Annotated in this window: 18 protein-coding genes; 9 read left to right on the forward strand and 9 right to left on the reverse strand. The window is 58.8% G+C overall.

The window, feature by feature from the left end:
- Positions 1–75: 75 nt before the first annotated feature.
- The gene (locus tag J2T60_RS05915; protein ID WP_253446717.1) at positions 76–957 is read right to left on the reverse strand and encodes a DMT family transporter; all 882 of its coding nucleotides are present in this window, start codon (positions 955–957) and stop codon (positions 76–78) included.
- A gap of 117 nt (positions 958–1,074) precedes the next feature.
- Here J2T60_RS05915 and J2T60_RS05920 point away from each other — a divergent pair, with 117 nt between their 5' ends.
- The 4 genes from J2T60_RS05920 to J2T60_RS05935 all read left to right on the forward strand — a co-directional run bounded on the left by J2T60_RS05920 (position 1,075) and on the right by J2T60_RS05935 (position 6,109).
- Positions 1,075–2,019: a LysR family transcriptional regulator gene (locus tag J2T60_RS05920; protein ID WP_253446719.1), complete on the forward strand. Its 945-nt coding sequence runs from the start codon at positions 1,075–1,077 to the stop codon at positions 2,017–2,019.
- A gap of 225 nt (positions 2,020–2,244) precedes the next feature.
- Positions 2,245–3,399: an amino acid ABC transporter substrate-binding protein gene (locus tag J2T60_RS05925; protein WP_253446722.1), complete on the forward strand. Its 1,155-nt coding sequence runs from the start codon at positions 2,245–2,247 to the stop codon at positions 3,397–3,399.
- A 26-nt stretch (positions 3,400–3,425) separates the two neighbouring features.
- Positions 3,426–5,081, forward strand: coding sequence for an alpha/beta hydrolase (locus J2T60_RS05930; RefSeq protein WP_253446724.1), 1,656 nt, complete (start codon positions 3,426–3,428; stop codon positions 5,079–5,081).
- Positions 5,082–5,245: 164 nt separating this feature from the next.
- Positions 5,246–6,109, forward strand: a complete 864-nt coding sequence (locus J2T60_RS05935) for a GGDEF domain-containing protein (RefSeq protein WP_253446727.1) — start codon at positions 5,246–5,248, stop codon at positions 6,107–6,109.
- A 74-nt stretch (positions 6,110–6,183) separates the two neighbouring features.
- Here J2T60_RS05935 and J2T60_RS05940 read toward each other — a convergent pair whose 3' ends face one another.
- Both J2T60_RS05940 and J2T60_RS05945 read right to left on the reverse strand, forming a co-directional pair.
- Positions 6,184–6,918 (reverse strand): VWA domain-containing protein, encoded by a 735-nt coding sequence (locus J2T60_RS05940; protein WP_253446730.1) that lies wholly within the window; start codon positions 6,916–6,918, stop codon positions 6,184–6,186.
- 1 nt (position 6,919) lies between these two features.
- Positions 6,920–8,416, reverse strand: coding sequence for a hypothetical protein (locus J2T60_RS05945; RefSeq protein ID WP_253446733.1), 1,497 nt, complete (start codon positions 8,414–8,416; stop codon positions 6,920–6,922).
- A gap of 151 nt (positions 8,417–8,567) precedes the next feature.
- On the opposite strand from J2T60_RS05945, the gene J2T60_RS05950 reads away from it, so the two are divergent.
- Positions 8,568–9,374 carry a response regulator transcription factor gene (locus tag J2T60_RS05950; protein WP_253446736.1) on the forward strand — a complete coding sequence of 269 codons (807 nt, stop codon included), beginning with the start codon at positions 8,568–8,570 and terminating at the stop codon, positions 9,372–9,374.
- Positions 9,371–11,026, forward strand: a complete 1,656-nt coding sequence (locus tag J2T60_RS05955; protein ID WP_253446739.1) for an ATP-binding protein — start codon at positions 9,371–9,373, stop codon at positions 11,024–11,026. The genes J2T60_RS05950 and J2T60_RS05955 overlap by 4 nt, the downstream gene beginning before the upstream one ends.
- 47 nt (positions 11,027–11,073) lie before the next feature.
- On the opposite strand, the gene J2T60_RS05960 is transcribed toward J2T60_RS05955, so the two are convergent.
- The 4 genes from J2T60_RS05960 to dsbG form a co-directional block, all read right to left on the reverse strand.
- On the reverse strand, positions 11,074–12,249 hold the full coding sequence (locus tag J2T60_RS05960) for a hypothetical protein (protein WP_253446742.1): 1,176 nt from the start codon (positions 12,247–12,249) through the stop codon (positions 11,074–11,076).
- Positions 12,250–12,253: 4 nt separating this feature from the next.
- A complete protein-coding gene (locus J2T60_RS05965; protein WP_253446745.1) occupies positions 12,254–14,179 on the reverse strand; it encodes a TonB-dependent receptor plug domain-containing protein in 1,926 nt (641 codons plus the stop codon).
- 277 nt (positions 14,180–14,456) lie between these two features.
- Positions 14,457–15,635 (reverse strand): GGDEF domain-containing protein, encoded by a 1,179-nt coding sequence (locus J2T60_RS05970; RefSeq protein WP_253446748.1) that lies wholly within the window; start codon positions 15,633–15,635, stop codon positions 14,457–14,459.
- A gap of 186 nt (positions 15,636–15,821) precedes the next feature.
- Positions 15,822–16,412 (reverse strand): thiol:disulfide interchange protein DsbG, encoded by a 591-nt coding sequence (gene dsbG, locus J2T60_RS05975; RefSeq protein ID WP_253446751.1) that lies wholly within the window; start codon positions 16,410–16,412, stop codon positions 15,822–15,824.
- Between the two features lie 161 nt (positions 16,413–16,573).
- Here dsbG and J2T60_RS05980 point away from each other — a divergent pair, with 161 nt between their 5' ends.
- Together J2T60_RS05980 and J2T60_RS05985 are read left to right on the forward strand one after the other, a co-directional pair.
- The gene (locus tag J2T60_RS05980; RefSeq protein WP_253446754.1) at positions 16,574–17,419 is read left to right on the forward strand and encodes an AAA family ATPase; all 846 of its coding nucleotides are present in this window, start codon (positions 16,574–16,576) and stop codon (positions 17,417–17,419) included.
- Positions 17,420–17,440: 21 nt separating this feature from the next.
- Positions 17,441–18,619, forward strand: a complete 1,179-nt coding sequence (locus tag J2T60_RS05985; RefSeq protein WP_253446757.1) for a vWA domain-containing protein — start codon at positions 17,441–17,443, stop codon at positions 18,617–18,619.
- Between the two features lie 23 nt (positions 18,620–18,642).
- On the opposite strand, the gene J2T60_RS05990 is transcribed toward J2T60_RS05985, so the two are convergent.
- Positions 18,643–19,458: a hypothetical protein gene (locus J2T60_RS05990; RefSeq protein WP_253446760.1), complete on the reverse strand. Its 816-nt coding sequence runs from the start codon at positions 19,456–19,458 to the stop codon at positions 18,643–18,645.
- Between the two features lie 259 nt (positions 19,459–19,717).
- On the opposite strand from J2T60_RS05990, the gene J2T60_RS05995 reads away from it, so the two are divergent.
- Entirely contained in the window at positions 19,718–20,377 is a 660-nt protein-coding gene (locus J2T60_RS05995) for a DUF1826 domain-containing protein (RefSeq protein ID WP_253446763.1), read from the forward strand.
- On the opposite strand, the gene J2T60_RS06000 is transcribed toward J2T60_RS05995, so the two are convergent.
- Positions 20,374–21,012 (reverse strand): class I SAM-dependent methyltransferase, encoded by a 639-nt coding sequence (locus tag J2T60_RS06000; RefSeq protein WP_253446766.1) that lies wholly within the window; start codon positions 21,010–21,012, stop codon positions 20,374–20,376. The genes J2T60_RS05995 and J2T60_RS06000 overlap by 4 nt on opposite strands.
- Positions 21,013–21,030: the final 18 nt, after the last annotated feature.

The following is a 21,030-nucleotide window of genomic DNA, read 5'->3' on the forward strand; positions in this document are numbered from 1 at the left end:
CGGATAAATCCGCTCCTACGGTTGCCTAGCCGCCAGCAGTATTTCCCTTCGTGTTCGCCTTTCCAAAGGTCAGTCTTAGGAACCCGCCTCGCAGGTTTTTCGAATGACACGCAGGCGGCGTTTTTCTTCCAGGCTTTGCAGGATGATGGGCACCACGATCATGGCCGAGCCCAGGTAGAACCAGATATCCGGGACTTCGGCGAACCAGACCCAACCGATCAGCATGGCCCAGATCAGGCCGGTGTACTCGGCGCTGGTGACCTGGTTGGCGGAGACATGCCGATAGGCCAGCAGGACCGTGATGTTGTAGCCCAGGATGAAGAACGACGAGGCGAAGGCCGTCCCCAGCAGGGTGGGATCGAACGGCGCCCCTTCCACCAGGGCCAGAACCGTGGCTGCTGGAATCACATAAAGATGAGTGAGCAGCAGGGTATGGGCCATGGTCTGGCCCTTGGGCAGCTTGCGCACCAGCAGCGCATTGATGGCCAGGGCAAAGGCCAGGCCCAGGGCGCTCAAGCTCTCCCAGCTCAGTTCCACTGGACGCAGGATCACCACGATGCCGAGAAAACCGCTGACCACGGCGAAGAAACTCAGCCAGCTCAGCCGCTCTCCGAAAAACCACACCCCGAACACCATCACCAATACCGGTGCCGCGTAGAAAATGGCATTGGCGGTGGCCAGGGGCAGACTGTTAAGGGCGACAATCATGCACAGCACACCCGCCAGACCCACATGGGCCCGGATCAAGTGGATCTTCGTGCCTTCAAACAGCCGGCCACGATCAATCATCCCCAGAAAGGGCAACAACAGGGCCAGGGTACAAAACACCCGCAGCAGCACGAACTGGAAGATGGGCACATCGCCCCCCTGCCATTTGATGATGCTGTCCGAGATGATGGCCAAAAAATTGCCGATCACCAGCAGGACAATCGCGCTGTTTATGGTGCGCCCTGACATGCTTTCTATACCTTTTCGTTGCTGAATGCCGTGACTTGAGGCGCCATTCTAAAAGTCACAACCCATGATGTATAATGATCTATATTCACAACCTATTAGTTTATTAGATAATAACCCATGAAACTGCCGCCCCTTAAAACCTTGCCCGTATTCGAGACCGTCGCCCGGCTAAGCAGCTTCTCCCGTGCTGCGGAGGCCCTGAACATCAGCCAGAGCGCCGTCAGTCACCAGATTCGGCAGCTGGAGGATTACCTGGGGGAACCCCTGTTTCTGCGAACCGGCCGCCAGATTCGTCTCACCGAAGAGGGCAACCAGTACTTCGAACAGATCAGTTCCGCCCTCAGCCAGATCGAGCGGGCCAGCGAACAACTACAGGGCAATGAGGACACCCAGCTGCGCCTGGCGGTCTACAGCTCCTTTGCCGTCAGCTGGCTGATCCCACGGCTGCCCCGGCTTCAACGCCTGCACCCCCAGCTGGATCTGGACCTGGAAATGCTCAGCGAGCTCCCCCGCATGTCGGACCGGATGGGCGATTGCTTTATCGCCATTAACCCGAAACAGCGGGGATTCAGCTCGGAACTCCTCTATTCGGAACGCATGTTCCCGGTTTGCAGCCGCCAATACTGGCAACAGATGGTGGATGACCTGGGCCAGGCCGGCCTGCTTGATGAGGGGCCGCCGGAAAAGCTCAATACCGGCTGGATTCAGCGCTATACCCTACTCTCCGCCACCAGCATCTTTGAGAAGAAGAACGAGGACTGGCGTCGCTGGCTGGCCGTGGAGGGGGAAACGGTACACGGGACTACCCGCGTTCAGCATTTCAGCCACATGATCATGGCCCACGAGGCTGCCCGCCACCATCAGGGGATCGCGCTGAGCAACGATTACATGTTTGATCCGGAAGACCCCATACTGGTCCGCCTTCCCTGTCATATTCTCAATACCGGTGACGAGTTCCACTTCGCCTACAAGACCAGCCGAAGAAACGAAGCGGCCATTCGCCTTCTTAAACAATGGCTTATCCAGGAGGCTATCCGGTCCGGCCTGCGGGGAGAAGGCTGAACATGCAAGTCCGAAGCGCAGGGAACTGCTTTGATCCTTCCCCTGCCTCATGGTACTAATTCGCTTACCATCAAGGCATCATGGACCTTCTTCCGAGCATCATACTGGCCTGCTTTGCATCCCTCGCGATGGGGCAAAACAGCCCTGCGGAGTGAATACGGCCAGCGCTGGCCGCTGGCACTCATGTATCAAAAACAGCAAATATTTTTATATCGGAGCCTGACAATGCCACTCAAAAGATACTGGATTGTATTACTAACCTCCATGGCCCTGACTTGCACGGCGGGGGCTGAGACAACGGTCCGTATCGGTGCCAGTATGTCGGAAAGTGGGGATTACGCCACCCAAGGTACGGCAGCGGCCAACGGCTATCGCCTCTGCGAGACCCATCTCAACGAAGCCGGCGGCATCCTAGGCCGTCCCGTGGAGTTCATCATCCAGGATGATGAATCCAGCTCTGATAGAGCCCAGGAGATTTATCAAAGCCTGATCAAGGAAGAACAGGTGGATGCCGTCATGGGCCCCTATGGCTCCACTCTGACTGAAGCGGTTGCTCCCGTGACGGAAGAACATGAACTTGTGCACATATCCCCGCTGGCTGCCACCACCTCCATATGGGAGCAGGGACGGGATTACCTGTTCATGGTACTGCCACCGGCGGAGCTTTTCCTGGCCGGTTTGATCGATATGGCCGATGAAAAGGGGGTCAAGCGTATCGCCATACTGGAAGAGTCCCAGCTTTTCCCCCAAGCAGCCGGTGCAGGAGCAGAAGAACTCGCCATTGACCGCGGTATGGAGGTGGTCTTCCGGGAAGCGTATCCCAGCGGCAAGGAAGACTTTGGCGATGTGATGGATATGCTGAAGTCCGGAGAGGTTGAGGTCCTTGCCATGGCGGCATCGAATCTGGATGATTTTATTCGCGTGACAGAAGCCCTCAAGGTGGCCGACGTCAATCTCACAATGTTTGGTACCTCCGGCGCAGTGGATGAATACCAAGAGGCATTGGGTGCCGATGCCGAGTATCACTACGGACTTTCCGCCTGGGAGCCCAGCCTGCCCAATCCGGGTATCGATGATTTTGTTAAATCGTATGAAGCACGCTTTGATCGGCGGCCCAGCTTCCACGCCGCTGGGGGCTACGGCAGCTGCCAGCTATTTGCCAAGGCGGTTGAGAAAGCAGGCACCCTGGATCAGGACAAGGTACGTGATGCCCTTCTCGAGCTGGAGACCACAACTGTCTTCGGCCCCTACGCCGTAGACGAACGTGGCTATCAGACAGCTAACCAAGGGGTATTCATTCAGTGGCAGGACGGTGAGAAAGTGGTGGTCTGGCCGTCACCATTGGCCGACAGTGAAGCCCGTTTTCCAACCCCTGAGTGATCCCAGCGTCAATAAGTGAGGCGGTAATGCTCAAGCGGCGACTGTATTCAGTGTATTCGGGCATAAGAAACCAGTTCTCGATTGTCGGGCTCTTGCTGGGGACTTTTTTCTTCGCCCTGTCACTAACGCCGTCGCTGCTGCCACGGGTCGATATCATCCAGGGCATCATTTCCGGATTCTCGCTGGCGGCCGGGTATGGCCTGGGGGTACTGAGCGTCGGACTGTGGGGCTACCTCCAGCTACCGTCGCCGCCGAACCGGGTTCAATATGTCCTAAAGGGCATCGCGGCGGCTAGCTGCATCATCCTGGCGGTGATTTTTCTCTGGCGTGCCGACGCCTGGCAAAATGATCTGCGTTCACTGATGGAAATGGAAGCCACCACCGGCGTACGCTCCCTGGTAGTGGCACTGGTCGCCCTGGTGGTTTTCTCCCTACTGCTGTTGATCGCACGCCTGTTCCGAAACCTCTTTTTCTTCCTGTCAGGCAAACTATCGGCCTATGTCCCACCACGTATCTCTCATCTCATGGGACTGCTCGCGGCGTTTGCCCTGTTTTGGGCCATTGTTGACGGGATTCTTTTCTCCTTCGCCCTGCGCAGTGCCGACACCACGCACCAACAGATCGATGCCCTGATGGAGGCCGAATTGGATCGTCCCCTGGATCCCAGGCGAAGCGGCAGTGATGCCTCGCTGCTGAACTGGGAAGAAATGGGTCGGCAAGGCCGACGTTTCCTGGCAACCGGCCCCAGTCAGTCGGACATTGCTGCTTTCTCGGAAGGTGATGCGCGTGAGCCCATTCGTGTCTATGTGGGTCTTAACGCCGCGAACACGCCCGAGGAAAGAGCCGAGCTGGCGCTGGCGGAGTTAAAGCGGGTGGATGCCTTCTCACGGGAAATGCTGATCCTCATCACGCCCACCGGGACCGGCTGGGTTGATCCGGCAGGTATAAATCCCATCGAGTACCTTCAGCGCGGCAATGTCGCCAGTGTAGCGGCCCAGTATTCTTATCTACCGAGCCCGATCTCCCTGATGGCGGAAGGTGCCTACGGCGCCGAGAGTGCCCGTGCCCTTTTCCAGTCCGTCTATGGTCACTGGCGCTCCCTTCCAAGACAGGAACGGCCCCGGTTGTATTTGTTCGGCTTGAGTCTGGGCGCCCTTAACTCGGACCGGTCCTTCGATTTTTACGACATTATCGATGACCCTTTTCACGGGGCCCTCTGGAGTGGCCCACCCTTCCGCAGTGATACCTGGCGTGACGCCACGGAACGCCGGCGTCCGGACTCTCCGGCCTGGCTACCCCGCTTCCGGGATGACTCTGTAATTCGCTTTGCCAACCAGGATGGGGGATTGGATACGGGGATGGCCCCTTGGGGGGATTTTCGACTGGCCTATCTGCAATACGCCAGCGATCCCATTACCTTCTTTGATCCGGCAAGCCTGCTTCGCGAACCGGACTGGCTCAAGACCCCCAGGGGCCCCGATGTATCCGAACATCTTCGATGGTTTCCGGTGGTCACCATGCTGCAACTGGCCGCCGATATGGCGGCAGGGAGTTCCCCCAGGGGTTATGGCCATGAGTATGCCCCAGCGCACTACCTTCAGGCCTGGCTGGCATTGACTGAACCTGACGACTGGAGTCATGCCGAACTGCAGCGCCTGCAGGAACGACTCAACAGCGAGTAGGAAAGAATATCGCTGCCGGAAATGAGAGGAGATGGTAATCTTAAGGAGCCGCCAAGCTTATTGCCACCGCACGGGCACACGCATAGGGAGCCATGCTAATGCCGACTTCCCGGCCTGTCCAAAGCAGTTTCCTGGACCAAGTGCTGGACTGCCTCCAGGATCAGTTGATCGTCATTGACTCAGCCGGCGTCATCCAGTACGTCAATCATGCCTGGCTTCAGTTCGCGCGCGAAAATGGGGGAAACCAACCAGACACCTCATGGCTCAACCAGAATTATCTGAACGTCTGCGACCAGGCAGCCGCCTCGGGAGACGAGATGGGGCGCAAAGCCGCTGCGGGCATCCGAAAGGTAATCGCCAATCCTGGGGAGGCCTTCTATTTGGAGTACCCTTGCCACACGCCCAATCAGTACCGATGGTTCATGATGCGGATCACCTCCTTTTCCGAAGGAGGCAAACACTGGTTTGTAATTGCCCATAATGACATAACCGAACGCAAGCTGGCGGAAGAGCGGGTGGAAGCACTTTCACGCCAGGACAGCCTGACCGGAATCAGCAATCGACGGAACTTCACATTCTTCCTGGATCAGGAGTGGCGGCGGTGCCGACGCAATGGCCGTCCTATTGCACTGGCCATGATCGATATTGACCATTTCAAGCTATTCAATGATCGATATGGCCATCAAGCGGGTGACGACGCCCTGATTTCGGTGGCTAATTCACTATCGCTGGCTTGCCAGCGGCCCACCGATCATTGCGCCCGTTATGGTGGTGAGGAGTTCATCATCGTGCTTGGGAACACCGACCTGGAAAGGGCGCGACCGCTGGTGGAGGATTTCCTGGAGCGCATTCGGGAACTGGACATCCCCAACGAAGACTCTCCCGACCATCCAATCCTGACTGCAAGCGCGGGCCTTACCAGCCTCGTGCCATCTGCCGAGAATAGCCAGGAAAACCTTGTTGAGTCGGCCGATAAGCTACTTTATGAAGCCAAGCACCTCGGGCGCGACCAATTGGTGGCTCGCTGACCCCAAAGGGAGACCGTCCAGGAACACATGAACCCATCCCTGGGGCGCTGGACGCGACATCCCTGTCTGGGCCTCTAGCGGAGGACGGCCATCCGTTCCAGTCGCGCCAGGTCACTGGCCACTCGCCATTCTCCCCCGCTATCCTCAACCCGGGACGCCCAATGCGACAAGCGATCCTGGTAGGCGGAGGGATCATAATTGTCCGAACGGCCGCGGGTGACGTTCACGGCAATCACCTCCACCCCCTCCAGGCCCAAGGGCATATCCCGATTCATGCCGGGCATCAGATCCTCTTCCAGGTCGGAGAGAAGAAAGAGATACCTTTCCCCGGCCCCGCTTTCCCGGAGGAACTCACTGGCCAGCAGCACCCCGCCGCTGATGTCACTGTGATAACTGGGTACCTGAAAACGCTCCAGGAACTCGGCCAGCTGCCCACTCAGGTAACGTTTCTGCTGGGTGGCCACGCTGGGCCGGCGATCCAGTTCAGTTCGGGCAATGAAATTCCGTTCACTGAAACTGCTGTTATCAATGAAGGCCACCGCCATGGAGTCACCGCTATTCAGGTCGGCCAGGACATAATTGGTCAGGGCCTGGACCTGCTCGATCTCACTGGCGTAATCACCGGAGATATCCACCAACACCACCACCGCGCGCTGCTGGGCCCGGTTGTCCCCGCAGCCACTGAGCAAACCCAGCAATAAGGCGGGCAAGAGAAGCGGCAGAAGAAAGACCAGGAAGAGCACCCGGAACCAACCTCGGGCCGGCTGTGCTTCCATGCGGGGATGATTGTCATGTGTCAGGGAATCCATATCAGGCCTCCTTCGGCTTCAGGGATTGCTCATCGGTATCGGCTGCTTTATGACGGCCCTTGCCAGCACGATTTGAACGATTGTCATGACGCCCTGCCCGGTTGCCGGCTTGTTCACGTAATGAATGCACCATCCGCTCCACGCCCAGGGGCAACATGACAAAGAGGTCATAAACACTGATCAGCATTTTGCTGCCATGGCCGGCCAGACCGCCGGCCGTCCGCAGAACGACCCGGACAAAACGCAGCACCCCAAGACTCAAAAGACCCAGAACCGTGCGCAGGGAATTGATGAAGGCCTCCAGGGGAATGGCCACGAAGGCCAGGGCGAAGGGCAGAATGAAGCCAAGCATCATCTGGGCCACGGAAGGAATCCAGCGGAACTGGGCCTCGACCATTTCCGTTCCCGCCAGGGTCTGGGCCAGGGCTTCCCGGTCCTGGGCCAGCAGATCCCGCATATAGGCCAGCGAGGATTCAATGGTTGCGAAGATAAAGAGAATGCTGAAGGCCACAATGGCCATCCGCCGACGCATCCGATCATCCATCCGGCCGATCATGGGGAACAGACGGGTCACCCCCAGGGCTTCCAGCAGGAAAATCCCCATGGAAATTTCCACCATGATGATCACCAGGGCCGCCACGTCCGAGACCGGCACATTCCCGATATAGCTCGCACCCCCCACCATTTCCGACATGGGCAGGGCGATCAGATGGAAGTTGATCAAGCCCCCGAAAGCCGCGATCACCAGGACCAGCGCGGCAATGAAGAACTGGGTCAGCGAAGAAGCGGTCAGGGCGTGAACCGACTTGTCATCACCCCGCCGGATGCTTTCATAGTTCTCCATGTGGCGATCAATCTGGCGGGTCTGCTCATCCAGGCTGCTGACCGATTTTTGAACCTGCTCCATTTGCTGATTGAGCCGGCGCCATTCCGGCTGCATGGCATGCAGGGTCTTGTGCCGCTCCTTGAGATATTTCTGGTGCACCTTCAGGGTTTCCCGATGAGACTTTTCCACCACCGACTTGATGTTCTCCAGGACCTTGACCACCTGGGGATCACCGGAGCTGGGCAGGGCCGAGACCGTCTCCACCACTTCCGACCAGGCCGGCGGCAAAGGCGCCTCAGTGGCGGAGGCCTGGTAGTCCGCCTCCACTTTGGCCAACACATCGGCCAAGCGGCGATGCAGTTCCGGGTAGCGGGCCAGGTCCCGTTCCACCACGGCATTGACCCGGCTGAACGCCCGCTCCACTGCCTTTTCCGATTCCTCCCGGCCCATGGCCAGCAGCACATCCCGATTCCGCCGGCTGACCTGGCCTTCCAGCCCGCGAATACTGGCCGCCGCCAGCCTCAGGCTCTGGTTCAGGGCCCGGCCACTGCTACGCAGCAGCTGATGGGCATGGGGACGGCCCAGATACAGGACCGTCATGGCAATCACCAGCCAGATGGCGACAGACAAGGCCCCCGAATCCGACCAGATGTAAAGCAGTTCGCTCAACATGATGTTTCACCCCTTGCGATTGACGATTGACTGACTTGGCACACAGTCTGGGGGTCGCTGGTGAAAAATCCGTGAACAGCAAAATCCGGGGAAAGAGAGGATCGGGGTGGCATGCTAAACTGATCCCAGATTCATCCCTTGGATTGTCGCGATGACCCGAATCTTCTGGGTGGAAGACCAGTCCCACTGGATCGACAAGTTTCAACCCGTGCTGGAAGCAAGCGAATTCGGTGATACTCCCACCGAAGTACAGGTGTTCAAGTTTGCCGAGGCTGCTTGTCAGCACATCCGACTGGCGGATGCCCATGAGGCCCCCGCTATCGCCCTGATCGATGCCCATATGAACGGCAACCCGGCCGCCGGCTTTTCCGTCTCCCGCATGCTGCAAAGGAAATGGCCCGACACCCCCATCCTTTATCTGTCCGAGCACAGCGGCACGGAAATCGAACAGGAAGCATTCGAGGAAACCGGTGCCCGGGATTTCATCGCCAAGCACCAGCTCAATGTGGAGTCGGTCCTCTGCTGGCGCATCAAGGCGGCACTGCGGGCAGCTCGGATGCGTCAAAGCGGGCCGGACCGGGCGGGAGACTCCCTGCAAAGCGGCGCCTTAACCCTGGATACCGCCACCTGGGAGATCTACTGGCAAGGCCAGAAACTCATGAACCCGGCCAATCCCCGCCGCCCGCTGGCCCCCATGCCCCGCAAGATCCTGAGATATTTGGTCGAAGCCTGTCCACGCCCGTTGTCCACTCTCCAGATGGCGGAAAAACTGGACATGGACAGCGAGCGCTTTTCCTACGCCAGCTACCGACAACACATTCGCACCCTTCGCCTGGCTTTCGACCAGACCATGGGTGGCAAGGGGGATTTCCTGTCCATCTGCAAGGATGGCAAGGGCATTGTCACCTTTGGTGACGAGGGGGCTTACTGCTGGCGGCCGCCCAAGGAGAGGACATGAAGATGACTGAGGCATCACAGAGCAAACCCACAATCCGTGTTCCACTCAGCCGCTATCCCTGGCCGAGTGCGCTGGGGGCACTGCTGCTGGCAACTTATCTCCTCTTGCTGGGCGACCCCATTCTTTCAGTCTTCTACTCCTTCCCCGAGCAGGCCTTTCAGGCTCATACCCTCTATGTCGTCGTAGGCGGCTTCATGGCCTTGATGCTGCTGGACCTTAGACGCTTCCAGCGGGTTCGGCGGCGGCAACAGCAGAAGGTAAAGCAACTCCAGGAGCAACTGGATGAGCTGTGGTCCCGGAACCGGCAATTGCAACTCAAGGCCCACACCTACGCCGGTCACGCCGACAAGCTCAAGCTGTTCATCAGCGACAAGCTGCTGGAATACATCGAATACGATGAGAAGTTTCTGCACTTCAAGGGGATTGCCGCGGAAGTCCGGCATAACGGTGTCATCAGCTTCGACAAGGTCCAGACCGCACTTCGGCAGGCTCAGGAGAGTACCGAGGCGGAGCCGGCCAGGCAGACACTGGGGGAGGCCCAGGATGCCATGCGTTATTTATGGGACCTGCTCGATCTGTCTACGGCCGACAATCTCTCACTGCATATCGGCAACCATCTCTGCGAATGCGAGGAACAATATTGCCAGCGCCTGCTCAATGCCGATCAACAGGGTCCTCCACCCTTCGAACCACTCTGTGACCCCCGCAAAGCGGCCTGGCAGGCATTGGGATTGCTGCAGCCCGAACGCCCCGCCCTGCCGGAGTCATCCGAGAACTACCAAGTGGAGGATGGGGAATACCATATTCAGCTATCCCCGGTGAGTGCCCTGTTGGGCAAGGAAAACCATCTGGTGCTGATGCTGGATAATCTCATCAAGAACGCCCAGTTCTTTTCCCGCAAGGTCACGCCCCGGGTGGGCATCCCGCCGCTGTCCATGACCCTGGGCGAACGGGCCGGTCACGTGATCTTCCGGCTTTACAATCGGGGCCCCCATATCCCGGTCACGGACCAGGAGCAGCTTTTCCAGCTGGGCTTTTCCACCCGTCGAAGCCGGGACCACCATGGCCGGGGCCTGGGTTTGTACTTCGTCAATGAAATCGTCAAGGGCTATGAGGGGCAAATCCATCTGGACAATGTGGCGGTTCCGGAGGGCAAATACCTGATCGAACTGGAGCTGGCCGACGGGCAAAGAGAGGCCATCAGTGCCGAGGTTCGCCTCTCCGAAGGGCGAATCCATTGTCGACCCTCAAAGCACGAGGACTCGGCTCCCGAAGACAGCCATGGCCCTGTCCAGGAAGAAGAGCACCCAACCGCGGCGCGCTGTCGATGGGCCTTATCCGCCCCCCTGCAGCGGGCCTGGGTCCGGCATGAGGATGAGGTGCGTCCCATCGAACTCGCCGAGTTCGCCCCCAAGGGCAAGCAATCCCGGATGGACCCCGAGTATCGTGATCGGCCCCGCTGGCAACTCAGCTACCACCCGGGCAAGCGTCAGCCTTCCCTGAGTTTCGAAGCCCTGGATATTCGAGGTGTTCAGTTCGAGATTCGCCTGCCCACTCCCCAAACCCGCCTTGAAGCCAGCGAGCCACCCCTGGACGATGCCGTGGATGCTGAAGTCGAGGCCCTGGATCAGCAGTTCCGCCCGCCTGAATAGCCCCGGTATCGGGGCCATTCAGACAGGCACCCGCATGGGGTGGTGAATTATTGCGCGTTGCTGATGGGAACGATCCGAGTGGGCCGCCCATCCAGCTGCCAGTGATGGAGAATTTCCGGTTCCCCCGCCACATCAATGACATAAACATCCCCGGAAGCCGGCAGGGACACCAATAGCTTGTCGCCGGAAAATTCCACCCCGGGCGCCGAGGCCCCGGCAGTACTGCGGGTCATTGCCGGCACTTCCTCCGCCAATTCCAGGTGATAACGATGCTCACCCGTGGCGGCATCGTGCAGATGCAGTTCACCATTGCCCAATAGCATAGCCAGCAATTCACCATCCGGTGAGGTGTTGTGACGCTCCACCCGGTCGGCGGCTTCATATACCCCGATTTCCAGGCTATCGGGATCGATCCAGACCAGACCATTGAAGCTTTCCGAACCACCCCAGAGTCGGCCGCCGCCGGGATAGAAACTGGCCGCACGGGCCTGTTCATCCGGCACCGAAACCCGTTCCAGCTTTTCATGGCCGGAGAAGACCAGAATGCTGTTACGACAGCCGAAGAAGCTGCGCTCGCCATGGCGGTAGCTGCCATGGGCCCCGGGGCAGTCATGACGGGCCAGCACATTGCCATCGGCGTCCTTGTGACGAACCTCCCCATGGCGCGTCATGCCAACCAGCAAGGCCTCGTCCTCCAACTCAACGATATGAAGGTGGTCGGGATGCACATCCGTGCTGCTGTATTCAAAGACTCGCTCCGCCGCCAACACCGATTCATCAAAGTGAATCAATCGGCCTTGCGCCTCGGCGGCGAGCAGATGCTGTCCTCTCAAGGTCTGCACGCCGCTGGTACGAACCGAGCTGATGCTCTCCCCCAGCAAGAGGGTTTTGCTCACCACCGGAAAGGTCCAGTCACCGCTGTCATTCAGACCGGTGTCCACCACGGTCAGATACTGTCGATCCGTATCTCTGCCGCGAGTGGCCAGAAGATACTGGCCGGACTCGGTCACCCCCATGGACATGACCTGGGGCGGCACGCTGATCCGCGTAACCTCCTCGCCCGCAGGCAAATCCATTACGATGATTTGATGATTCGCGTTGTCCGAAATAAAGAGACGGGTGTCAGCCGAGAAACGCTCGGTATCCATCTCCACCGGCTCATGGGCCTGGGCATTCAGGCTTGCCGTGAAAATGGCGAACAGAAATAGACGCATAAACGTCATAAGGTCATCCTCCAAAGCGATAAGTGAGGCGCCCAAACAGAAAGCGGCCGCGCTCGGTGTAATTAAAAGTAGGGGATCGGGATTCCAGTCGGATATCCGCCAGGTTCTCCACACCGGCTGCCCAGCGCCAGGCGTCGCTCAACTGCCCCCGTGAACGCAGGCCCAGGAGGGTATATCCGGGGGCATCGTCGCCATCGAACTGTTGTGGGCCTGTATAGCGAGCATCGATATCAAACCCGAGATTATCTAAAGGCTGCCAGCCAATACGGGCATGAACATTGTGCCGGGGACGACCATTAAGTCGCTCATCGGTATCGAGATCCTTGGCCCGCAAATAGGTATGATTCATTTCCACTTCCCATTCCGCACTCAGGCGGTACTGGAAAAAAAGCTCACTGCCCTCGGTACGCGCCCGGTCCACATTCACGTACTGGCGAATCCGGGCGGGGCCAACCGTCGGCGGACCTTCACAGTTTTCAATGCAAGTCGTCTCAATCAACTGCTCTATATTGTTCCGGAACAACACAACACCGGCCTGGAAAGTGTTGCCTTCCCGAATCAGGCCCACTTCCATGCCTTCGCTGGTTTCGGGTTCCAAGTCCGGATTACCGATGATGTCGAAGGGACGCCCGATGCCGATGGAGAGATAGTCTTCCGACAACTGATGCAATTGAGGCGTTGAAAAAGCCTCGCCATACGCCCCCTTTACATGCCAGCCCTCGCTCAGGCCCCAACTGGCACTCACCCGGGGGGATGTCACGGCATCAAAGCGGCTGTGGTTCAGGTGGGTAGCCCCGGCCGTAACCAGCAATCGGTCATTCATGAAACGACTGGCGTTCTGAAAATACAGCCGTCTATGTTCAGCGCTCTCTTCATCTGGAAGATTGTTCGGATCCGACAAGGTCTCGCGACGATATTCCATCCCAGCGGTCAGGGTCTGGTTCATGCCCCAGCCCTGGATAATACGGCCCTCCCCGACCTGATCCCCCAGGCGACGGGGCTGGTGATCCGGGTCGCTGGTCCGCTCCAAGCGGCTGGTACTGTCATAGGCATCAAAGGCCAGGTGGGTCCCGCCGAAATCACCGTCCCAGGAAATGCCCAACTCACTCTGGCGAACCTCCTGCTCCCGGGTATCACCGGGAGCATTCTGAAAATCCCGGTCGTCCAGTCCGGCACGGGCTCGGAAACCCAGGTTCTGAGTGCGTCCCAGAGGCAGCTGTAGATCCGCGATGGCTACTTGGTCACGGCGCGCCTCCACCTCGTCACCCAAACGGTCAGGATGCGGTGAGGCGGCCCTATCGTTCCCCTCAAACGCCAGAAGCAGGGCGCGGTCCTGGCTGTCCCGAAGGCCTAAAGCGGTATCGAGCCGCGCCTCGTTGCCCCCTCGTTCCGCGGTGCCGAGACGGAGCGATCCTTCACCTGCCGCCCCGGCGTCAGTCGGGCGCCGGGTGATGATGTTGATTACCCCGCCCATGGCATCGGCCCCGTAGAGGCCTGACATGGGGCCACGGATCACTTCAATCCGTTCAATGGCAGACAGGGGCAATGGCCGGGACCGGAAATCGGAATGGGCAAAGGCCGCATCGGTATTGGGCATCCGGCGACCATCCACCAGAAACAGGGTGTGCTCGCCCTCAAGACCCCGGACCCGCACCGTGGAGCGGCCTTCCCGGCCTTCTCCCTGGACGGAAATGCCCGGTACCTGTCGAAGGATATCGTTGAGGTCCCCTGCACCACTCAGGGCTTCAATCTGCTGCCTGGAAATCACTGTGGTCCCAGCAGGGGCCTCAGCCTGTGGCTGTTCACTCCGGGTTGCGGTAACCACAATCGAATCCAGTTCCGCCCCGGCATCGGCCAGCACCGGCCCCGGGGCCAGAAAAGACCCCGCACAGGCGAGCGCCGTTATAAAGCGACGATTTTCGTACGGCATGAAGATGGCACCTCCCCAAAAAGGAAATGAATGTAACGTTATTACATCTCTTATTCAAGGCGCTACCCTTCAATCCTTAATGCGCTGGGAAACTGACCGGCATCACCAGAATAGCCGTTCGTCGGAAACTGGCAGGTTCATGCTTGCATCAGGTCTCGAATCGCCTAGCTTTTATATAGGCATATGTAAAATATGACCTGAATCACTAAAATAAAAAACGCATATAGAGGGAGGCCTGTTATGCCCATTCCTTTCAAATCCGTCCCCCGTTTCTGTCTTATTCGCTCACCACCACCCGGTTTCGACCGTTGCGCTTGGCTCGGTAAAGGGCCGCATCCGCACGGCGCATGGTCTCAGCAGGTGCCTCCCCGGAACGGGCCATGGCCAGTCCGAAGCTAGCGGTAATGCGCACCGGCTTGCCGCCCCCCTTGCCCCGATACTTGCGATTCCGGCGTGGTCCTCTCAATTTGAAGTGATTTTCATACAGGTTGCGACGCAATGCTTCCAGGTGCTTGCCGGCCTTTGCCGGGTGGGCGGTACGAAAGACAATGGCAAATTCCTCGCCCCCATAACGATAGGCCTTGGCCCCCTGACTGCGCCGGGAAAGGGTGTGTGCCACCCACCTCAGCACCTCATCGCCGGCATCATGGCCCCAGGTGTCATTGAATTTCTTGAAATGGTCCACATCCACCATGGCAATGGCCAACTGACGCCGTCGCAGTCGATAATCCAGGGCACGTCGGTTTGGCAAGCCGGTCAGCTCGTCAATAAAAGCCAGGGCCCAGGCATGGGCCAGAAGCCCGCCCCAAAGGGCGAGCACTGCCGTGGCAAAATGCACCACCCAGTTCGCAAGGCTCGGCGTGGTCAGTGTCACCGGAAAAATACAGACCAGGCCGATCAATACCGCACCGCGGGTCGGCTCGGGGCGCCAAAGCTGAACGGCCAGCACAATCGCCATGCCAAGCCCGGCAACGATAGCCGGTAGCCCCAAATCCAAACCATATAAGGTATGGAAATGAGCTTCCAGGACACTCGGCACCACCGGCGGAAGCTCGTAAAAACCAATCAAGACGGCCAACAACACGCAAAGGCCCGTCAGGATTGTGGCTGGGCTGACGGGGCCCCACTCCGGCAGGACGGCAATCACCGTCAAGACAGCGGTCAGTAGCAATAGCTGCAGGGGGAACCAACCGGCGCCCGGCAAACTACCGTTGGTGAAAACCAGGAGGTAGAGAGTGATCATCAATGCCAGAGCCGAACTGATACGCCACTGGCTAAACAGCGCCGCAAGCACCATCCCGAGCACGGCCAGCAGGCCTGCGAGGGATTGCCAAAGGCGATAATCCTCCTGAAGATAATTGCTCAGCTGCGGGGTGACCCAGAAAACCACCAGCGCTGGCGCCCCCAGCAGGAGCAGCGCCATTATGGTGCGCCGAATAATGGCCGTCAGCATCATGACAAATCCATGTCCATAAGAAGATGGTTACCCGGGCCTGATATCAGGCGGACCATGGTATCCATGCTTGCCTTCCGATTCAGACGTCTGAGTCCCTGACATTTCCCAGCGGTGTCATTGGCAGGGTCAACGGAACACGCCGGGCCATCCAAATCACCGGCAGGCGACAGCCGGTATCAGCCAGAATCAATCTGGCCTGGGACCGCCCATGAGCGCCTGCATTTGCCGCCCCTGAGGCATTCCCTGGACCGCGCTGAGATCGCCGGAATCATCCAGATAAATGCTGGTGGGCGTGGCTGAGGCACCCAGGCCGCGCATGAGCTGATTATTGCGCTGCACTTGTGGTCCTGTCTCGCTGATTGCCGACTGATCCAGCTCGCTGTCCTGCTCATCCGACTGATGCCGAAGCAGTTCCCGGGTGGGATCATCAGAGCCCAGAATATGGGCGGCCTTGGCCGGGCTGTCATCACGAATGATCCCCACCATGATATGGCGCAGCTGAACCTCCCCCGCCTCGATCCAGGGCTCGGCGGCCTCCCGGAAACGCTCGCAATAGGGGCAGTTGGCATCCGTGAAGGTATAGATCACCCGGTCCGCGTTCTCCGAGCCATCCTGAACCCAATGACTGCCTTCCAGCGCTGACATCAGCTGCTGGGTCTGTGCCTCCCGGGACGGCTGATCCGAGTCATCCGCCTGCGCCGTGGCCAGGCAGACCATCACCACCATAAGCAGCACCAGGCCGCTCCGCCGTCTTATCCATTGCTTCAGGTATTTCATGGCTCATCAGTCTCCAGATTCATGGCCGATCTCGTCGGACCCGTCACCCCATACCATGCCACGAGCGAAGCCGCAGTCCCAGTGTAACGAACCGGGGCTTTGTCCTTTTCCCGCGGAATCCTTACACTTCGCCTTCCGCACCGACTGCGAGAGGACGAGGAATGACAGCCTTCACCGGTTCCGATCACTATATTGCCAGCGAAGAACTGCGCCTGGCAGTCAATGCCGCCATGACCCTGGAACGCCCTCTCTTGGTGAAGGGCGAGCCCGGCACCGGCAAAACCATGCTGGCCGAGGAGATCGCCGCGGGCCTGGGCATGCCGCTTTTCCAGTGGCATATCAAATCCACCACCCGCGCCCAGCAGGGCCTATATGAGTACGACGCCGTCTCCCGCCTGCGGGACTCCCAACTGGGCGATGACCGGGTGCACGAGATATCCAACTACATCCGCCCCGGCAAGCTTTGGGAAGCGTTCAGCAGCAATGAGCGGGCCGTACTCCTGATCGATGAAATCGACAAGGCCGATATCGAGTTCCCCAACGACCTGCTGGTGGAACTGGACCGCATGGAGTTTCATGTCTATGAGACCGGAGAAACCATCCGTGCCCGTCACCGACCCGTGGTCATCATCACTTCCAATAATGAAAAGGAACTGCCGGACGCCTTCCTGCGCCGCTGTTTCTTCCACTACATCGATTTCCCCGATGCCGACACCCTGCAGGCCATTATCGATGTTCACTTCCCCGACATCGAATCCCGCCTGGTGAGCGATGCCCTGCAGCTATTCTTCCAGGTTCGGGACGTGCCGGGTCTCAAAAAGCAGCCATCCACCTCGGAGCTACTGGATTGGCTCAAGCTGCTGGTGAGCGACAAACTCGCCGCCGCGGCCTTGAAGGACGGAGATATCCGCCAGGCCCTGCCGCCGCTCTACGGGGCCCTGGTCAAGAACGAGCAGGACGTCCAACTGCTCCAGCGGCTGGCCTTCATGAGCCGCCGCGGCGCCTGATCCGGGCAGCGGGACTGCTTCATGCTCATTCGCTTTTTCACCACCCTTCGCCAGCATGGCCTCAAGGTCACGCCCAAGGACCTGATCGCCCTCCATGAGGTGATGGAGGCCGGGCTGCCCCAATGCGATATGGACGCTTTTTATCAGCTGGCACGGATGACGCTGATAAAGGACGAGACCCAGTTCGACCGCTTCGATCAGGCCTTCGCCCATTTCCATGAAGGTCTGGAGGCCATGCCCAGCCCACTGGGTAGTGAACTGCCGGAAGACTGGCTGCGCCTGGAAATGGAGCGGCACTTCACGGAGCAAGAAAAACGCGAGATTGAAGCCATGGGTGGCCTGGAGGCACTCATGAAAGCCCTGGAAGAACGGCTCAAGGAACAGGAAACCCGCCACCAGGGCGGCAACAAATGGATTGGGACCGGGGGCACCAGCCCCTTCGGCCACGGCGGCTACAACCCGGAAGGCATCCGCATCGGCGGCCCGGGCCGGCATCGTCGAGCCACCAAGGTCTGGGAGCAACGCCAGTACCGCAATCTGGACGACGACTCCGAACTGGCCAGCCGCAATATCAAGCTGGCCCTGCGCAAGCTGCGCCATTTCGCCCGAAGCGGTGCCCGTGAAGAACTCAACCTGGACGAAACCATCCGTTCCACTGCCCGTAATGCCGGCCTGCTGGACATCCGGACCCGGCCGGAACGCCACAATGCCGTCAAGGTACTGACCTTTTTCGACGTGGGCGGCTCCATGGATGACCACGTCCAGCTATCCCAGACGCTATTCTCCGCCTGCCGCAGTGAATTCAAGCACCTGGAACATTACTACTTCCACAACTTCATCTATGAACATCTCTGGCAGGACAATCAGCTCCGCCAGCAACAGCTGATCGCCCTGGACGACATCCTCCACACCTACAGCCCGGACTATAAGGTCATCATCGTGGGTGACGCCGCCATGTCTCCTTACGAGATTGCCGTCCCCTTCGGGGCCATCGATTTCATGAACCCGGAGCCGGGCCAAGTCTCCTTTGAAAAAATCAAACAACACTTTAAGCGCATTGTCTGGCTGAACCCGATTCCGGAAACCGAATGGGAACACACCTACAGCATTGGCATGGTACGTGAGCTGGTCAACGACAATATGTTCCCCTTGACCGTCAAGGGCATCGAAGAAGCCATCACCGCGCTGCGAGGAAAATGACCGCGGACGGGAATCCGTCTTTCTTATTGAAAAGCGGGGTGGGATTGCTCCACCTTTTTGGCATACTCATCAATCCGCTTGCTGGCATGGGCAATACGGCGCTGGTGGTGAATATTGATCAACACCGTCGCCAGATAGATGTAGGCGGCCAGGCCCAGACTCACGGTCCACCATGAACCAAGTGGATTGCCAAGGTAGTAGGCAAGCAGGTTTACCGGCATCATCAAAAAGTGAAGCAGCATAAAGATAACAGTGCTGCCGAATTGACCGTAGTCGATCATGTTCCAATGCGACAGACTGAACAGGGCATGCGCCATGATACAAAACGCCACAAAGCCATTATAGAGCCGCGTCAGCCCACTACGGAGCCCGCCTTCGGCACTGGAGAGCTTTCCTGTAAACACCCCGAGCAGGTGCATCAAGCCAGACATGAGCCAGCCCAGAAATGGAATCAGGCTCAAGCCTGCCATCATCACGGGATTAAACAAGAAGCGTCCCAGGGGGTGTCTCAAAAACTGGTTTCTGGGGGCCCAGGTATTATAGACACCACCGGCTGCATTCGTTACTTCGGTATTCTTGTTGACGATCCTTTCCATTCTGTTGCCCAGCCGGTCCCAGATCACCAGAAGCTTATGGCCCGGGCGGGCTGCCACATTAAATTGACTGAACTGGAACTGACGTTCCTGATCGCTATCCACATCCCGAACCCACAGCTCCTGATCGCTGTGATGGGTCACCGTTGTTGAGATATGATCAATCCCACCGTGAACGTTGCTCCCCCCGCCGCTGACGGCCGTGGATGAATACTTGTGCAGGTTGGAATCCAGTACTTCATACACCCCGTGCTCCAGGGAAAGCTTTACACCCATCAATCACTCCTATGCATCCTGAATGGTTCAAGGCAGCCGCAAACGGTGGGAAGGTTTAACCAACGTCATCGACCAGGATTTTGAAAGAGCAGCATTCTGCTCGGTCGCCCGAAAGCGGTCAAGCAAGGCCGTTTCAAAACCCCGGTCTGATGGACGATTCACATTGACTAGCCACAGCAAAAACGTTACGTTATAACAAACCAATCAAAGGCAATAGTGAGAGAAACGCATGGCCGTCAGCCGGGAGTCACACACCCCCTCAGGGCAGGATCACGCCATCATAGGCTCGGAACCCCTGGTTCTGAGCCGGATTGTCGAGCCAGGGATCAATCTGGCCATACTCGAACGAGAGGTTCACCCTGCCCTGCGCGCCTTCTGCGAGCAGACCCTGACCCCGTCGGGGCTTTTCGCCCATGAGCTGGTCATTCAACCGGAAGAGGAACTCGCCGCAACCCTGCCGGAATCCATCACCAGCCTGCCGGGCGCTGAGGCCTTCCTGGATGACCTCAGTCACATCAACGAACTCTGGCATGATCTGTTCAGCCCGGACCGCAGCGGCTTGCGCCTGCGGGTGCTTAACCAGGCCATGTGTCCCCGCTTTAATGTGGATCGGGTCATTGCAAGACTGATCGTAAGCTATGGCGGCGTTGGCACCGAATGGCTGCCGGAAACGGCCACCAACCGGTCACTGCTGGGCCGCCCCCTGTCCGACCCGAAACAGGATCCCCTCGCCAACACCGAGCAGATCCAGGCGATACCGCCCTATGCCATTGCTCTGCTCAAGGGCGAGGCCTGGCCCGGCAACGAAGGTCGTGGCATCGCACACCGCTCTCCCCCCATCGAGCCGCCGCAACGGCGGGCCTTGTTGACGATGGACATTCTCGCCTAGGCGACCCCTGTCACGCGCCCTCGCCGGGCTTGGGCACTCATCAGGCCCCAGAACGCCGATATACGGTAGCGCTCCAGCCCAATGGCCTCGAAGCCTGCCTGGTGAAGAAAACCCTGCAAATCCCGGCCACGCCAAGTGTGGTAATGGGCCGGATCCCGAAAAACCAACCAGCGGTTAAGCAGACGCATGGTCCAATAATCCCGGCACCAGTCGGTGATCAGCAGCCGCCCGCCGGGGCGCAATACACGGTACATTTCATTTACCGCCTGTTGCGGCTGGCGAAAGTAATGAAAAGCGCTGCTGGAAACCACCCCATCGAACGACTCATCCGGGAAAGGCAAGTGCTCGGCCGGGCTCTGAATCAGTGCAAGCGACTCCCCCAGCCGTTCACGGGCCTGGACCAGCATGCCGGATGAGGCATCCAGCCCGGTGAGCGCGACCCCGGGCACTTCCGCCTGAAGTCGGGCCAGCAACAAGCCCGTGCCACAACCCACATCCAGCAAAGTCTCTCCGGAACGCATCATCAAGCGTTGGCTGGTGGCATCCAGGCTAGCCCTAATGTAATCGGCCCAGCGCCGGTCATAGTCCGGGGCCAGGCGGTCGTATTCTCGAATGGCAGATGGCTGTTTATTCATGGGCCCATTGTGACCGCC

The organism is Natronospira proteinivora (assembly GCF_024170465.1).
Taxonomy (GTDB): domain Bacteria; phylum Pseudomonadota; class Gammaproteobacteria; order Natronospirales; family Natronospiraceae; genus Natronospira; species Natronospira proteinivora.

Excerpts from the sequence above, each read along its gene's own strand:
- J2T60_RS05915 (WP_253446717.1), bottom strand. The coding sequence starts at position 957 with ATGTCAGGGCGCACCATAAACAGCGCGATTGTCCTGCTGGTGATCGGC.
- J2T60_RS05920 (WP_253446719.1), top strand. The coding sequence starts at position 1,075 with ATGAAACTGCCGCCCCTTAAAACCTTGCCCGTATTCGAGACCGTCGCC.
- J2T60_RS05925 (WP_253446722.1), top strand. The coding sequence starts at position 2,245 with ATGCCACTCAAAAGATACTGGATTGTATTACTAACCTCCATGGCCCTG.
- J2T60_RS05930 (WP_253446724.1), top strand. The coding sequence starts at position 3,426 with ATGCTCAAGCGGCGACTGTATTCAGTGTATTCGGGCATAAGAAACCAG.
- J2T60_RS05940 (WP_253446730.1), bottom strand. The coding sequence starts at position 6,918 with ATGGATTCCCTGACACATGACAATCATCCCCGCATGGAAGCACAGCCG.
- J2T60_RS05945 (WP_253446733.1), bottom strand. The coding sequence starts at position 8,416 with ATGTTGAGCGAACTGCTTTACATCTGGTCGGATTCGGGGGCCTTGTCT.
- J2T60_RS05950 (WP_253446736.1), top strand. The coding sequence starts at position 8,568 with ATGACCCGAATCTTCTGGGTGGAAGACCAGTCCCACTGGATCGACAAG.
- J2T60_RS05955 (WP_253446739.1), top strand. The coding sequence starts at position 9,371 with ATGAAGATGACTGAGGCATCACAGAGCAAACCCACAATCCGTGTTCCA.
- J2T60_RS05960 (WP_253446742.1), bottom strand. The coding sequence starts at position 12,249 with ATGACGTTTATGCGTCTATTTCTGTTCGCCATTTTCACGGCAAGCCTG.
- J2T60_RS05965 (WP_253446745.1), bottom strand. The coding sequence starts at position 14,179 with ATGCCGTACGAAAATCGTCGCTTTATAACGGCGCTCGCCTGTGCGGGG.
- J2T60_RS05970 (WP_253446748.1), bottom strand. The coding sequence starts at position 15,635 with ATGATGCTGACGGCCATTATTCGGCGCACCATAATGGCGCTGCTCCTG.
- dsbG (WP_253446751.1), bottom strand. The coding sequence starts at position 16,412 with ATGAAATACCTGAAGCAATGGATAAGACGGCGGAGCGGCCTGGTGCTG.
- J2T60_RS05980 (WP_253446754.1), top strand. The coding sequence starts at position 16,574 with ATGACAGCCTTCACCGGTTCCGATCACTATATTGCCAGCGAAGAACTG.
- J2T60_RS05985 (WP_253446757.1), top strand. The coding sequence starts at position 17,441 with ATGCTCATTCGCTTTTTCACCACCCTTCGCCAGCATGGCCTCAAGGTC.
- J2T60_RS05995 (WP_253446763.1), top strand. The coding sequence starts at position 19,718 with ATGGCCGTCAGCCGGGAGTCACACACCCCCTCAGGGCAGGATCACGCC.
- J2T60_RS06000 (WP_253446766.1), bottom strand. The coding sequence starts at position 21,012 with ATGAATAAACAGCCATCTGCCATTCGAGAATACGACCGCCTGGCCCCG.